The sequence below is a fragment of the Proteiniphilum sp. genome (genome assembly GCF_034927365.1).
Lineage (GTDB): Bacteria > Bacteroidota > Bacteroidia > Bacteroidales > Dysgonomonadaceae > Proteiniphilum.
Window position 1 is genome coordinate 12356 of the sequence record NZ_JAYFQD010000014.1, and the last position, 13812, is coordinate 26167.

Below are 13812 nucleotides of genomic sequence, written 5' to 3' on the forward strand. Positions count from 1 at the left end.
TCTATATTTCAGGTGTATATACATGTTGTATAATGTAGTAGGCTTTTTAAAATCTGGATTTATTTTTATTTCAATTTCAATTTTTTCCAATTATGATCACGACAAAAATCAATATTAAACCACACTTAAAAGAGTATGTGACTGGTAGATACAACCAGTTCAATGAGAAATCACCGGTACGTTTCCCCGACCATACTGATATATACATCCTCATCTGGGATCTCCTGGTAAAAAGGCCTGCCGACTATTTTATAGACGAAGGAAACCTGGAGATCGTTTTGCCGGATAGATATGGTTCAAAGCCCCCGGAATATTACAATTATCTGGGCGCCAGATCGCAAAAAAGGATTGAACGAAAAATACAAATCATGATGTGGGCCGATTTTCGAGAATTCATGGAAATAGAGCGTTCAAGAAATGGCAGTGGAATAGTTATTTCGGTCCATCTTTTCATGAAAAAGTATGGAATCACCTCTATCTCGGAAGACGCGTTGATAAAAAGTTATTACCGTTGGAGAAATCGTGTCCGTGAACGTGAAAAAAGATCCTATTTCAAGCAAGCAAATAACTAACTTTTATAAAAAATTTCAGTGAGCAAGTGTATCGATTTGTCCTAAAAAGTGTCAATAACTGACCAATTAAATTATATATCTGATTATCAATATAATATTTATACCTATGGCAAAAATTATTTGTAATTCCATCGAATTCGCGTTTTTATCGGAGATCCGGCTGCAGGTTCTCGACAACGTGATCCTGAAAACCGGGTATGACTGGAAAAAACTGAACGTGAAAGAAAAACCGGTATACCGTTCCGAAATCAACCAGGCAGATGCCGGCCCAGTGGCAGAAGTATCCGTTACAGCCGTGACTGATTCCGATCCGGATGCTATCCTGAAACAATTCAGTAGCTTCCCCATAGTGCTCCGGATGAAAACAGATAAGGCAACCTTCTACGTGGGATCCCAGGAATATCCTGTAATAACAGAGATATCGGATGATAAAATTTTTGACAACTATTCATTCAAATGCAAATCATCCGTGTGACCGGGTAATAATGTATCGATTCAGGTTCTTCCGGATCAATCATAATTCAAAGGCCAGGCTATTCAGTCTGGTTTTTTTCGTCCTTTACTCCCTTGTATATAAGGAATAATATTGCGTAAATATATTGCGCAATAATGTTAAGACAACAATTCCTACATGAGATTCAGGCCTCTAACCTGATGATACATTCCTCTGGATATGAAATACTCAATCATATTTCCAACTCGATTATTGACGGGACCTTTACTCCGGAAGTTATCGAACAAACCATAATATCTACCCATGGAGAGATCTACCTTGAAAAAGATGATTCCGGCAATCCGGTAAATCCATTTGACTCCTGGACGGAAGGATCCATCGCAATTATTCCCCTGGCAGGAATCATGATGAAGTACGGTTATTGGTGGAGCTATGGTGTGGACGATATCGCCTCCATTATTCGCATGGCCTACATGTCTGAAAAGATATCAGGCGTGATCATCAAGGGAGACACGCCAGGCGGATCCACCGACTCTCTCTTTTTCCTGCAGGAGGTATTATCCAACAAGACCAAACCTACCTATGGATTTGTGGATGGCATGTGTGCCTCGTGTGGTTATATCGCTTTTTCATACCTTGATAAAATATATGCCATCAACAGGATGGCCCGTGTTGGTGGAATTGGAGTGTTTGCCCGTATGCTGGTACCTAATAAGGAAAATGCATATTACCGGGTGGTGGAAGTGATTCCCGACGAATCGAAAGACAAGAACCTTCCTGAACGTGAAGCTATCGAAGGCAACGATGAGAAGATGAAACAGGAACTCTCCAAGCTTGCCATTTATTTCCGGGGTACGGTCACATCAAACCGTCCAGGAATAAATGAAGATACCCTAACCGGTAAAGTCTATTACGCCTATGAAGCGGAAGAACTCGGTCTGATCGATGGGATCAGATCCCTATCACAAACAGTGGAAGAACTGGAAACACTTGTGGCAAAGAGAAAAGAAATATTATCAATAATTTAATTTTTAGTTACGATGAACAAAACAGCTAAACAACGAATCAACGCTGTCTTCGCGATGCTTGGATTTTCTACCAAGGAAAAACGCGACGCGATGACAAACGAGGACTGGAATAAATTCAAGGCCGAATACAAGAAAAAGTACGGCAATGATTTCCAGGAAGACCTGGACAAACCGGAAGAGAAAGAATCGGACGGTGCGGATCCGCAAGGATCCATCAGTCCTGAAATCCGCGAACAGATTTTGGGAGCAATCGAAGGGGTATCGGAAGCAACCGGCCAGGAAACCCCGGATGTTCCCAATACCGTGGAAGGAGCTACAAGCTCTCTGATATCCGCGCTGAATTCAGCAACTGAAACAATCCGGACACTGGGTAGAAATCCAGAAGATGACCGGCCGGCTGCCATTGTTACGGGTGTAGGATTTGCAATGACGCCCCAGACAATGGCCATCGTCATGGGGCATGCCCCTCACACTGGAACCCATCTTTTTGGTATTGAGAACGATTATTTCAAACGCGGCAGTTGGTGGAATGAGCTGGTCGTTTCCGGAAAGGGCAAGGACGATTACCGGGATGAAGACTCGACGGCTTTCCGGGCCGCGTTCAATAACTTTGCCAAGGATTTCAATGCCCGGTGTAACGAACTGGCCACTACCAACCAGATCGGACTGCTGGATTACGGCAAGATGGTCCGTGGTGAATCTTATCTGGACTATTCCAAGATGAACAGCAAACTGGGTGAATACATCGTACGCCGTATGGATACGATTATAGCCTACCTGCGTACATTGAAATCCGTGGCCGGAATATTCCCAGTGGTCTCCAACGTGCAAAACAAGATGACCGCTCCCACAGCGTTCTTCGATGAATTGTCGCAAAGCTACAAATCAGGCCATCACTTCAAGGGAGCTGTCAACTTCGACGGAGAAATCTACCATGTGGACGACGTGATGTTCAAATTCTTCTTTGATGATCCCAAGCAGCTCGAAAAGGAATATATCGGGTATATGAACCGTGAAGGTTCCAACCCGATGAAATGGACACTTTTCGAATGGTGTATCGTGCATTTTGGCACATTATTATTCAATGAACAGCAACGACGCCGGGTTGTAGGCGTGAAAGTTCCCCGCCAGGGAGATTTCCCGCAACCGGCAATGCTGGCAGCCGATGGAGCATTGAGAGCCATCCAGCGCGTGGAAGAAGAATTGAAAGTGCTTCCGTTCAAGGATCTGAAGGCTTATGACCGTTCGACTATCGTGGACTACGTGGAAACTTTCTACGAATATGTGATGGGCATCCTGCCTAACATGGAAGGCTATCTGGTACACGCGAACGAAAAGCACAAACCATGGTACCTGAAAGGTTACCGTGAAAAATATGGCAAAGACATCGACTTCACCGGCTCTAAAGAGAACATCGCGGATCTTTCCCCGGCGAACATCGTTTGGGTTCCCAATATGGCCATGAACGATTACAAGATGTGGATCGTCAAGCCCGGAAACGTGGAGAACTACGAGAACAGGCCGAACGAGATGTATGGCTTCTATTTCCAGCAGGACTTGGAACAGCTGATCCTGGCATCATGGTGGAAAGAAGGATCCGGCGTGTTGGCCCCGGGCGTTCAGTTCAACACCCTGGCAGACCTGGAGAAATCCGGAAGGCGGATGCAATGGCTGTTTACCAACTATCCGGTTGTCTCACTGGATCCGGATGACACCGTTATCGACGGGCTGGCCGGTTATGAGATGGAAACCGGAGAAAACACCGGTGCAACTGCCATCACTGATATTGAAAACGCCTCCATGGAGCGCGTGTACAAGATTATTTGCGGATCCCTGGCTAACAAGTCGACTATAGCTAAAAGTGGAAAATTTGCGGGGATCACTGCAGCATGGTCGCCCAATGCCGTAGGAGATTATATCAAGGTTTACGCTGAATTGACCGAGCAAACTCAGACTGTCAACGGAAAACAGAAGAAAGTTGTGGTCCATACCGGGAACTTCCTGGAGTTGGAACGCAAAGTCACTAGCTAATCTATTCTTGTCTGGTAGGGATGTGAATTGAGTAGCATCCCTATTTTTCATAACTCTATAAAAAAGAATATTATGTTATTCAACTTGGAAAAACAAAATAAGAATTCAAAACAGAATTCGCCCAAATATCGTATTTGGCTTGCATTGCTCAACGACGTAGATGTGGAAAACTGGCCAAAACCGGAGGATGCCACAATTTCAGAGAATGTACTGAAAGAGGGTAAAAAATTCAACTATCTTGATTCAACTCCCACCTCCATCAATCCCAGTGCTGCTCCCGGTGAATCTCCTTTGAACGGTGTGCTGACGTTAACTCCTGCCATTGAAGGTATCTCGAAGAAATCTCTGCAGTGGATTTTTGACAATGCCGGTGAAGATTGCGTCGTAGTATGGGAACGGTGTGCTGATGGCCAGAAATTTATTGGTGGAAATCCCTGTTCAAGCGGGTTAAGACTTTCCTATACCAATATAGGCACTTTGGATGGAGGTATTGGAGGGATTGCCCTTCAGCTCCAGGGGCAGGAATGCCCGGAACCGTTTTATTTTTACGACGGTCCGTTAGAAGTTGAACCGGATGTGGAACCTGATCCTGATCCCAATCCATAAATTATTTTGTATGGAATTCGTTAAAAAGAACGACTTTATTGTCAAAAACAAAAAGGAAGAATATTTCCAGAAGGATCTGGATCTGTTCAAAATGCATTGTCCCATGTCCGGACTTCATACTGAGGTGAAACGGCTGAATTCATTCAACCGGTCAAAGATCCATGGTATGATTCTGGTGGAACTGCTCGACAAAGTTTCAATCGAAGATATCCTTGCCAACCGGATGGAAACCCTGGATAAAACTTCAGAACAGCAGCCTAAAGTGGTTGATACCGTGGAAGGTGTAAAAGAAATTTTCGCATCAGAAATGGAGATGGAACACATTGAGGAAGATGTGTTCCCGTATCTGGTAGGAAAAACTGAGGAAGAAATCAGAACACTTATTGCGTTGACAAGAGGTTCTATTAAAATGTCCAAAACATCGCTTGAAAATCCAATCCCAGATGAGCAGCCTAAAGTCCCGGAAACAAAGGTAGACGAAATTCCTGCTGAAAAACCCAAGGAAAAAGACCCGGCACCTTCATCCACCGAAACGGATCCAGAACCGAAATTAGTTTCCGAAACAGCTCCTAAACCTAAACAACCGGATAAACCGGCTGTGATAAAGAATCTTCCTAAAAAAAAAGGAGCAAAAAAGAAGAGTTCCCGGAAATAAACTGGACGGATAACTCCAATCCGGACATACAATTGTGCATTCTCCTGTATGACGAACGTGTAAGTAGTTACCATCGCATGCAGGAGATTGACGTTTTACTGGATGATAAACCGGAATTGTCAATTGAAATGGTGGAACTTGACAACCGGAACCGGCAGGCACATGCAGAGCTGGAAGCATTCAGCAAACACAGGGTATTCGCGTACAAACATCCGTTAGTTGTTCAACGGAAACAGTACGATGAAATGCTTTCAGAATTGTACGAACTGAAACGGACGGATCCCGCAGCGCTCATCAATGAGATCACCAACGTAACGCAGAACATCCGCCGGATTCAGAGCAATATCAACAAGAAGAAATTCAAGTCCGATGAAGAAAGGCAATCCTGGAAGCAGAACTTATCCCGTGCGGAAACAAGAAAAAAAGTGCTGGAAGAAGTAATTTCAAAATAGCCCGATTATGATAATAGCGATAGATTTCGACGGAACAATCCATACAGGTGTGTATCCCAATATCGGTAGTCCGGCCAGTAATGCAGCCAGTGTTATCAGGAGATTGAAAGTTCAAGGGCATTGCATTATAATCTGGACTTGCCGTGAATGCGTTTATCAACAAAAAATGGTTGAATGGTTGAATAAACAAGGGATACCTTTTGATTACATCAACAAAAATTCCCCTGAAATAATATCAGAATTTCAGGGTGATAGCCGAAAAATCTTTGCTGATGTCTATATTGATGATAGAGGTATTACAGGTCTACCTTCATGGGAAAGGATATACAGTATTATCAGCCTTAGGAGTAACCGGAGGAGAATCACTAACTCCGGTTGTAGGCGGATGATGACTCTTACAATGTAGTGCCCAAAAATCCTTTGTTTTTAATCAACGCTTGGCCTCCGGTATTTCCGGGGGCTTTTTATTTTAAAACCACCTGAATTTTGACTGAAAAACAACGGAATTCCTGAAAAAACGTACGGATTTGCCCCTTTTGATATTTTTTAGATACCTAAAACGCTGAAAATCAGTAAAAATTTTAAGTAAAATGATATTTGGTTTTTGTTTGTTTCTGAAAAATACCTGTGCCACTGGTATTTCCGTTTGCATTACAAGAAATCCTGATAGGGGGTTATATGATTGAACGCCTTTCCTGCAAAGGGTTTCAGGACAGGAAGAAATCTTCCCTCCCATCCCCTCGAAAAAACCACGGATTTCTTCAAAAAACCTCCGATTGAAAAACGTCCTTTCCATCATTGTGGTCATCATATAGCTTTGTGAAAAGAAAATATTGACAACGGCCATCACAAGGTTTGCATTACAATGATAGAACATCTTCAAAAATTATCACCTGAAATAGTCGAACGCTTTTTAGAGGTCCGGGATCCTGAACAGTTCGGCATCCCTCCCAAACTGGCGGATTATATACTTCAGATCAATGAGGCCTCCAACCTGCACCGTACCAACCATTCCATCACCGAGTGTGCCAAGAAACTACAGAAGAGCTATCCTGAACTATCCATACATACCTGCAAGAGCCGGATATACGATGCCATCAACTACCTGAACAATGAATGTACGGTCACTTCGGAAGCCTGGTACCTATACTATGCCGACATGTATATGAAGCTGTTTGAGGTGAACCTGGTAGGGCACGATTTCCGGGAAGCCCGTAATTGTCTACAGAAATCATGCGAATACCGGATAAAGGCATCGGCCAATGCCATCGATCCGGAGCGTATCAAATTCAAGCACCAGGTTGTTTCTCCCGATTTTGACCTGGAAAGGGCCGGCATAAAGAAGAACGGTATCCTAGGCGCCTACAAGAAAGCCATGGACATTATCTCAAAACAGGATGCCACCGATATGGAGAAGAAACGGCAGATGGACGAAGTAATGCAGGAACTGAACATAAAGGACGTCGATTATGAAGAAATCCCTTAGCGAGGAAACCTTCCAAAAGACCTACCTTTCAGTCCTACAGACAAAGGTAAAGCTCGCGGATCCCCAGATATTACTGTGTGAACTTGGACGTGGATCCGGGAAGACAACCCATATCATGGCGGCCAGGCTTGACAGGATCCAGAACTCGATGCCTGGTGCCTGCCTCATCCTTGGCGCTGCCACATACCGGGATATCTTCAGCAATATTCTTCCGGGATTATTGGAATATTTCACTGAAAACTATGAACGTGGAGTTTATTTTGAAATAGGCAAAGAACCTCCAAGGCATTTCAAGAAGTGTGTAACACCCATATTTGACTGGAAACATACAATCTCATTTTGTACCGGTACCGTCGTCAAGTTTGTATCTGCAGACCGGCCGGAATCAGTTTTAGGGATCAGTACTCCCCATGGCATGTTCGATGAGCTTTTAAAAATCAAGAAGGAGTTCATGCAGGAACGGTTCATGCCCACATTACGGGCCGACCGGTCGAAATTCGGGAATTCCCCCTATTTCATGGGATGGTCCGGTTTCACATCCACTCCCAATTTCGAAACCGATGAAGACTGGTTTTTCGACATGGAAAAGGAGATGAACGAAGAATTGATTGACCTGATCACTGAAATCGCGCTGGAAGTGGATGCACGGATCTATGAACTGGAGATCGCGCGGAAAACGCTGGATTTTGAACGTGTGAAGAAACTGGAACGGTTTATTGAGCGCTGGAACCAGAGGCTGGTTGGATTGCGTAAAAATCAGGTGTACTATGTGCGTGCATCTTCCTTTTCCAATCTTAAAGTCTTGGGAATAGACTATATCGAAAACCAGATCAAATCGACCAAGGACAAGGATGTGCTATACACCTCCATTTTCGCGATCCGGAAACTGAGGGTGAAAGACATGTTTTTCGGCAGGTTTGGAAAACAGCACCTGTTTGATGACGGATACGATTACCGCTTTATCGACCTGATATCCGCGGGGAACCAGATAGACGAATCCTCCAGGCATTTGAGATATTATGACAAGAATAAACCGCTCATAGCCGGTTATGATCCCGGCCCGTTTTCCTCGGTCATATTTTCCCAGAGGAATACCCTGAAGAAAGAACTGAGAATCCTGAAAAACATGTGGGTATTCCATCCGGACCAACATGGTGAACTCGCGGAGAAGATAAACAAATTCTTCCCGGATGGTAGAAAAGTGATCTATATCCATTATGATCGTGCCGCGAATCAGAAAAACCCGGAATGGAAAAAGTATTATCCGGATTACAAGGCGCCCGGGATTAACGATACCGATGCCAAGTTGCTGAAAAATGAACTGGTGGCGCGCGGATGGACCGTCCACCTAATGTCCCCGAAACAACGGACCATATTTTATGAGCAACATTACCGGTTGTTGAACCTGTTATTCGGGAATAATGACGGCAAGCGGGATAAGATTCTCATCGACAGGAACGAATGTGACGCGTTGGTATCATCCATCAACCATAGTCCTCTGAAACGGCATGAGGGCCGGATCATACTCGACAAAAGCAGTGAACGCCTTCCATTCGAGGAACAGGCATACAATTCAACGCAGTTGGCGTCCGCCTTCATGTATCTCCTTTGGGGTGAGTATTCGAAATTACTCCCGGATACGGACCAGGGGATGATAATACCGCGAGGTGCCGGGACATACACCTCCTGACACTCTTTTGTCCTTTATCATCCTCCGTAATTGGATTTTTTTTGTACTATGGAAAAGGAAAAAACGATATCCGGATCAGAAGCAATAGGGCGGGCGCGTAATCTCAAATTCGTTCCAGGTGCACATTTCACTTTGCTACACCTGAGCTGTAACCTGAAAACAAAAGATTGCGGCCAGCTGGTGAAAATTGAACGGTGCCGTGTCCGTCCGTCGCTCAGGGAGGACACGTTCCAACTGGATGGTGACCTGTATTTCCCGTATGAGGACCTTGATACCGGCCAGCCCAAAATGTGCTTCAAGAAACTGATGCGTTACATCGCTTTTCCCCCTAATTATGAACTGCTAAAAATTAACTGGTTCGATGGAACAGAGGATTGAAATTAAGAACGGCCGCGGTTTTGCACCCATCCCATCCGGAGGAGTACTCACTTTCGAGATTCAGGGGATATCCGAACGGGAAAGTATCCTGCAGAAAGAATACCGGAATCTTTATTCCCGGTATATCTCGGAAAACATGACCATGCGCCTGGATGACTATATTGTCCCGATATGGGGAGACGGGCACAATCTCTATCCCCAGGAAGTGTATTCGGTCACCTCCGAAAACAAGCTGCTGCCGGAGGTAATCAACAAGCAGGTTAAATTCCTGTTCGGCAAGGGACCCCGGTTGTACAAGGAGGTTGTCACGGGTGAAGGGGAGAAACAGAAACGCGCGCGGGTACCGGTGGAAGATCCGGAGATATGGGAAGCGTTCGGCCGGTGGGAAGATCTTGGATACGATCATCCTTTCGAGTACCTGAAAAACATCGTCACCGATTTCTACTACGTGAATACCTGCGTCAGCCGGTACCATTTTTCAAGGGCCCGACGGTTGACAGGCAATATAACCGGCCGGTATCTTCCGATCCTGGCGCTGAGTTATGTGGGATCCGACGAGGCCCGCCTGGCCACGAAAGAAAAAAGCCACACTAAACGGATCAAGAATTCCGATTGCAAATATGTGATCGTAGGAGACTGGATGGATCCAAACCGGTATGATTACGAAGTGTACAACCGTCTTGACAAATCAAACCCGTTCAAATATCCCACGGCCGTGGAATTCAATACCGATAAGACATTCACGAAATGGATTTATGCCTTCAATGACTGGTTCAGGGGGTTATTCGAATGGATAAAGGCCTCCAACCTATCGCCCCAGTATCTCAATTCCTACCTGAAAAATGCCCTGAACGCACATATCCATGTAATTATTCCGGGAATCTGGTACGACAAGCAAAAAGAGACCCTCCAGAATATCTGTTCCGAGAATTTAACTGGTGAAGCTCCTGTACAGACGGAATATAAAGGGGTGAAACTGGTAGATGACGAGGGCAAAATAATTCCTTTCTATGAAACAATGGTAGATGGAGTGGTCCGGAACGAACTCCGTATCATCACTAACCTTATGAGTGGTGAGGGAAAGAACCAGGGCAAACTGTATGCTACCACCAAGTGGGGTGAAGATGGCTGGGAATTCAAGGAGATGCCTGGCAAGTTCAAGGATTTTGTAGACTCCATCATCACGTATGACAAGAGGTCCGACCAGGTGATCCTGGCCGGGAAAGGTATTTCTTCTTCCATCACCAATGTGGAAAAAGATGGGGAGCTCAGCAAATCGGGGAGCGATGTCTATTACAATTACCTGATCTACGTGGCTTCACTTACCTGGGACGAATACATCTGCACCAAATCAATTAATAACTATATCCGCTGGAATTGGCCGGACAAGTGGAAAGAAGGCATCAGGGTCGGGTTCTGGATCGATATCCCCGCCAAGCTGCAGGATACCACCCCTTCCGATCGCCCGGCACAAACAGCTACCGCAGACAATAAGTCGAACCTCCAAAAAACAGAAGAACAATGATTAAAGTGCCTTTCAAACCGGAAAACTTTGCCAGGGAGATGAAACCGAAAATCTCCGGGATGAATCTCTCCCTTGAGTACTACAATATCGAAAGTAGTCTCTACAAAGTCGCCGCAATGATCCCGGACATCATTTCACAGACAATGTATGATAAGATTATTGAAGCTGCAGAGAGTGCCGATATCGAGGAAAAATATAAATCGGTGGTAGATTATCTCCAGCGCGCAATGCTTCATTTTGGCATCTATGAACACATGATTTACATTATTCTCCATATCAGCAACGATGGTGTCACCACGAAGAAAAACGACAGCGAGACGACGGCTTATAAGTACCAGACGGACCAACTGAACAATAACCTGATAACCACCGCCTGGTTCTGGATGAACATACTGATCCAGTACCTGAATGACCATGCCGGTGATTTTCCGGAGTGGAAGGATAGTGATCAGAAAAAGGATTATGATAATCTGCCGATCGATCTCTCCGATTTCAACAAATGGGTAGGGGTGGAATCTTCTGGAGGCGAATATTTCATGATGTTTGCCGGATGGATCATCCGGGAAGTGTGGATGGATTGTGTTCGCTCCAGGATGAAGGAACCGGTCAAGACCGATGCCATTGCCCGGGCGGTATGCTACGAGGTGATGGGGCGCGCCTGTCAGCGCCTGGCATATTCCTGCCTGCCGGCACCCATACGGATGGATATTGACAACGAGATGGGAAAAAACCATCGTGCCCAGGCCGACAAGGATATCAGGGAACGTATCGCCGGAAAGTTCACCTCACAGGCAAACACCTATTGGAATGCCATGGACCTGGAAATCAAGAGGGCAGCCATCGAAGAACAGAAAAAAACAGTTTCAAGCAAGCCGATCATCGGCCAGGACGGATATTGGGAAGGCGATAAATTTGTATACTCATGAAACAGATCACACTTAACAAATCCTCCATATCGCTTCCAGAATCCTGGGAGGAGCTGTCATTCAAGCAGAAATTATTTGCTTTCGGCGTTCTCATCCGTGTAATGACCGGAGACCTCAGGGCTCATCCTCACAAAGGGCTGCTGTATCTCCTGATTTCATTCACACGATATAGGCCCTCCAAAACGTATCTTTCTAAATTTCTGGCACTCTGCCGTTTATACCAACGCCTGGCATGGGTATGCCTCCGGAATATTCCTTTTCTGTTCAGGCATGGAAGAAAGGAATACTTGTCGTACCTGCAGCTTTGGAAAAAGAATAACCTGCCGGATCAGGATGCCGAAGCCAAACAACGGGAAATTATCAACTTCAATCTGTTGCGCTTGGCAGAGCAATTAAAATTCATTTATACGATTGATGCTGAAAACCACAAGATCCTCCCTCAATATGATTTCAGGACCAATCCTTTTCCCTACATCAAGATCGGGAAAAGGAAGTATTGGGGCAAACGTTTTGAACTGGACATCACGGCCAAGACTGATATCACCGCCCGTGAATTCGTAGATTGTGCCGATCTCATGGCAGCCATGAACAAACTGGGGACCGATGAAGAAAAGCAGGAATGCATCAACCAGATTTGCGCGATCCTCTATCCCCGTTCCATGGATTATACTAAGAATATGGTCTCCGGACATAACAAGACAATGCGGAAGGTCAATCCGGTTGTGAAATTCGGCATCGTCTACTGGTTTACTTCCGTCTTTAAATTTTACACGGAACATGAGATATACAGCCTGCTGTTCAAAGGTGATAAGAAGCCGGAGAATGAAGAAAAGGTACGGCTCGGTAACGAAGTTATTTTGATGCTGCAGCGTGAAGGGTATGGCCTCCCGGATACGATGAACCTGAACGACTATTTTGACGCGCAAATCAAGCATCTCAAGGACGTGATCAATAAAGCCCTGGGAGAAGGGATAAAACCATTCGACATTGCCCGTAAAACAGGCATATCCATCGATGTAATAAATAAACTGTCATGAACGATCTGATCATCAATCTATTCAAATACTTCTCCAAATTTGTGCCCAAAGAGGTGCTGAAGGGGATATTCATACAGCCGGATGGATCCAAGAAGGCCGGCTATGATGAAATAGTGGCCGAGGTGATGTCCCTTCCGGACGACAATATCATTCCTGGGCTCGACAAGTTCGTCATCTCAATCAATGAAAGCTTTGTTTCCGAACGGATAAAGAACGCTACCGGCTTTATCCTCTTCGTTGAATATGGTACGGTATCGGCAGACCATTCCACTATAAAGGGGATTACCCAGCACCTGGCAGTAACGGTTGTCTACAATTTTTCGAACAATAACAACGACAACCTGAATGAAATCCTGAACATGGATACCTGCCTCGATATCCTTGACAGGATTATCCGGATAATGGGAGATGAACAGGAAAGCCTGGACTTTTGCGCCAACGGCGAACTGGTTACTTATCCGGTAGAGATCCGGCCGGTCGATCCTGTTGAATTTTATGGTTTTGGTGGGTGGTGTGCAATGTTTTCAAATGCAAATACGATATTATGACATTAAAAGATTATCAGGATCTGTTTGTGGATGAATTTGCCTTGTTTGACCAATGGAGTGACAAATACAACCTGCTTATCGAGTATGCCGATTCTTCTCCACGACGACTCACACAGGATCTCCTCCGGCACAGGATCAGCAATTGTTTAAGCCGGACCTATTTTAGAGCAGAGAATATAGATGGTATGATATCGATTGAAGGATGGAGTAACAGCAGTATCATGCACGGATTAATCGTGTATATCAAAAAGATGTTTCATAACATACCGGTACAGGATCTTCGGGAGGTTCCGATTGATTTTCATGTCCGGTCCGGGCTGGTCGATCACGTTACACCTTTCAGGAAAGCCGCTATTCTGGAAATCATAGAGCGGATTAATGTCCTTTTAGAGAACAAAACATAATACGAAATTTGAAGAAACTA

The 13812-nt window shown here is 45.0% G+C and carries 16 protein-coding genes; all 16 read left to right on the forward strand.

The features are described 5' to 3' along the window. Nucleotides 1-92 precede the first annotated feature (92 nt). Nucleotides 93-572: a hypothetical protein gene (locus tag VB073_RS11455; RefSeq protein WP_323404315.1), complete on the forward strand. Its 480-nt coding sequence runs from the start codon at nt 93-95 to the stop codon at nt 570-572. 106 nt (nt 573-678) lie between these two features. Next, nucleotides 679-1047, forward strand: a complete 369-nt coding sequence (locus VB073_RS11460; protein ID WP_323404316.1) for a hypothetical protein — start codon at nt 679-681, stop codon at nt 1045-1047. Between the two features lie 179 nt (nt 1048-1226). Continuing rightward, on the forward strand, nt 1227-2054 hold the full coding sequence (locus VB073_RS11465) for a S49 family peptidase (protein ID WP_323404317.1): 828 nt from the start codon (nt 1227-1229) through the stop codon (nt 2052-2054). Between the two features lie 12 nt (nt 2055-2066). Next, entirely contained in the window at nt 2067-4085 is a 2019-nt protein-coding gene (locus VB073_RS11470; protein ID WP_323404318.1) for a hypothetical protein, read from the forward strand. Between the two features lie 72 nt (nt 4086-4157). Then, the gene (locus VB073_RS11475; protein ID WP_323404319.1) at nt 4158-4691 is read left to right on the forward strand and encodes a hypothetical protein; all 534 of its coding nucleotides are present in this window, start codon (nt 4158-4160) and stop codon (nt 4689-4691) included. A gap of 10 nt (nt 4692-4701) precedes the next feature. Beyond that, nucleotides 4702-5346 carry a hypothetical protein gene (locus VB073_RS11480; RefSeq protein WP_323404320.1) on the forward strand — a complete coding sequence of 215 codons (645 nt, stop codon included), beginning with the start codon at nt 4702-4704 and terminating at the stop codon, nt 5344-5346. 32 nt (nt 5347-5378) lie between these two features. Beyond that, on the forward strand, nt 5379-5798 hold the full coding sequence (locus tag VB073_RS11485; RefSeq protein ID WP_323404321.1) for a hypothetical protein: 420 nt from the start codon (nt 5379-5381) through the stop codon (nt 5796-5798). A 7-nt stretch (nt 5799-5805) separates the two neighbouring features. After that, nucleotides 5806-6204: a hypothetical protein gene (locus tag VB073_RS11490; protein ID WP_323404322.1), complete on the forward strand. Its 399-nt coding sequence runs from the start codon at nt 5806-5808 to the stop codon at nt 6202-6204. Between the two features lie 459 nt (nt 6205-6663). Continuing rightward, nucleotides 6664-7284, forward strand: a complete 621-nt coding sequence (locus VB073_RS11495) for a hypothetical protein (RefSeq protein WP_323404323.1) — start codon at nt 6664-6666, stop codon at nt 7282-7284. Then, nucleotides 7268-8974 (forward strand): hypothetical protein, encoded by a 1707-nt coding sequence (locus tag VB073_RS11500; protein ID WP_323404324.1) that lies wholly within the window; start codon nt 7268-7270, stop codon nt 8972-8974. The genes VB073_RS11495 and VB073_RS11500 overlap by 17 nt, the downstream gene beginning before the upstream one ends. A gap of 30 nt (nt 8975-9004) precedes the next feature. Further along, nucleotides 9005-9352 (forward strand): hypothetical protein, encoded by a 348-nt coding sequence (locus tag VB073_RS11505; protein WP_323404325.1) that lies wholly within the window; start codon nt 9005-9007, stop codon nt 9350-9352. Next, complete coding sequence (locus VB073_RS11510; RefSeq protein WP_323404326.1) at nt 9336-10877, forward strand: hypothetical protein; 1542 nt, start codon at nt 9336-9338, stop codon at nt 10875-10877. The genes VB073_RS11505 and VB073_RS11510 overlap by 17 nt, the downstream gene beginning before the upstream one ends. Further along, nucleotides 10874-11803 (forward strand): hypothetical protein, encoded by a 930-nt coding sequence (locus tag VB073_RS11515; protein WP_323404327.1) that lies wholly within the window; start codon nt 10874-10876, stop codon nt 11801-11803. Before VB073_RS11510 ends, VB073_RS11515 begins: the two co-directional genes overlap by 4 nt. Then, a complete protein-coding gene (locus tag VB073_RS11520) occupies nt 11800-12840 on the forward strand; it encodes a hypothetical protein (RefSeq protein ID WP_323404328.1) in 1041 nt (346 codons plus the stop codon). Before VB073_RS11515 ends, VB073_RS11520 begins: the two co-directional genes overlap by 4 nt. Next, nucleotides 12837-13388 (forward strand): hypothetical protein, encoded by a 552-nt coding sequence (locus tag VB073_RS11525; RefSeq protein WP_323404329.1) that lies wholly within the window; start codon nt 12837-12839, stop codon nt 13386-13388. The genes VB073_RS11520 and VB073_RS11525 overlap by 4 nt, the downstream gene beginning before the upstream one ends. Next, nucleotides 13385-13792 (forward strand): SufE family protein, encoded by a 408-nt coding sequence (locus VB073_RS11530; RefSeq protein WP_323404330.1) that lies wholly within the window; start codon nt 13385-13387, stop codon nt 13790-13792. The genes VB073_RS11525 and VB073_RS11530 overlap by 4 nt, the downstream gene beginning before the upstream one ends. Nucleotides 13793-13812 lie beyond the last annotated feature (20 nt).

Coding starts and splice junctions, on each gene's coding strand:
- VB073_RS11465 (WP_323404317.1), top strand. CDS start 1,227: ATGATACATTCCTCTGGATATGAAATACTCAATCATATTTCCAACTCG.
- VB073_RS11510 (WP_323404326.1), top strand. CDS start 9,336: ATGGAACAGAGGATTGAAATTAAGAACGGCCGCGGTTTTGCACCCATC.
- VB073_RS11490 (WP_323404322.1), top strand. CDS start 5,806: ATGATAATAGCGATAGATTTCGACGGAACAATCCATACAGGTGTGTAT.
- VB073_RS11475 (WP_323404319.1), top strand. CDS start 4,158: ATGTTATTCAACTTGGAAAAACAAAATAAGAATTCAAAACAGAATTCG.
- VB073_RS11520 (WP_323404328.1), top strand. CDS start 11,800: ATGAAACAGATCACACTTAACAAATCCTCCATATCGCTTCCAGAATCC.
- VB073_RS11515 (WP_323404327.1), top strand. CDS start 10,874: ATGATTAAAGTGCCTTTCAAACCGGAAAACTTTGCCAGGGAGATGAAA.
- VB073_RS11530 (WP_323404330.1), top strand. CDS start 13,385: ATGACATTAAAAGATTATCAGGATCTGTTTGTGGATGAATTTGCCTTG.
- VB073_RS11525 (WP_323404329.1), top strand. CDS start 12,837: ATGAACGATCTGATCATCAATCTATTCAAATACTTCTCCAAATTTGTG.
- VB073_RS11455 (WP_323404315.1), top strand. CDS start 93: ATGATCACGACAAAAATCAATATTAAACCACACTTAAAAGAGTATGTG.
- VB073_RS11470 (WP_323404318.1), top strand. CDS start 2,067: ATGAACAAAACAGCTAAACAACGAATCAACGCTGTCTTCGCGATGCTT.
- VB073_RS11500 (WP_323404324.1), top strand. CDS start 7,268: ATGAAGAAATCCCTTAGCGAGGAAACCTTCCAAAAGACCTACCTTTCA.
- VB073_RS11480 (WP_323404320.1), top strand. CDS start 4,702: ATGGAATTCGTTAAAAAGAACGACTTTATTGTCAAAAACAAAAAGGAA.
- VB073_RS11460 (WP_323404316.1), top strand. CDS start 679: ATGGCAAAAATTATTTGTAATTCCATCGAATTCGCGTTTTTATCGGAG.
- VB073_RS11495 (WP_323404323.1), top strand. CDS start 6,664: ATGATAGAACATCTTCAAAAATTATCACCTGAAATAGTCGAACGCTTT.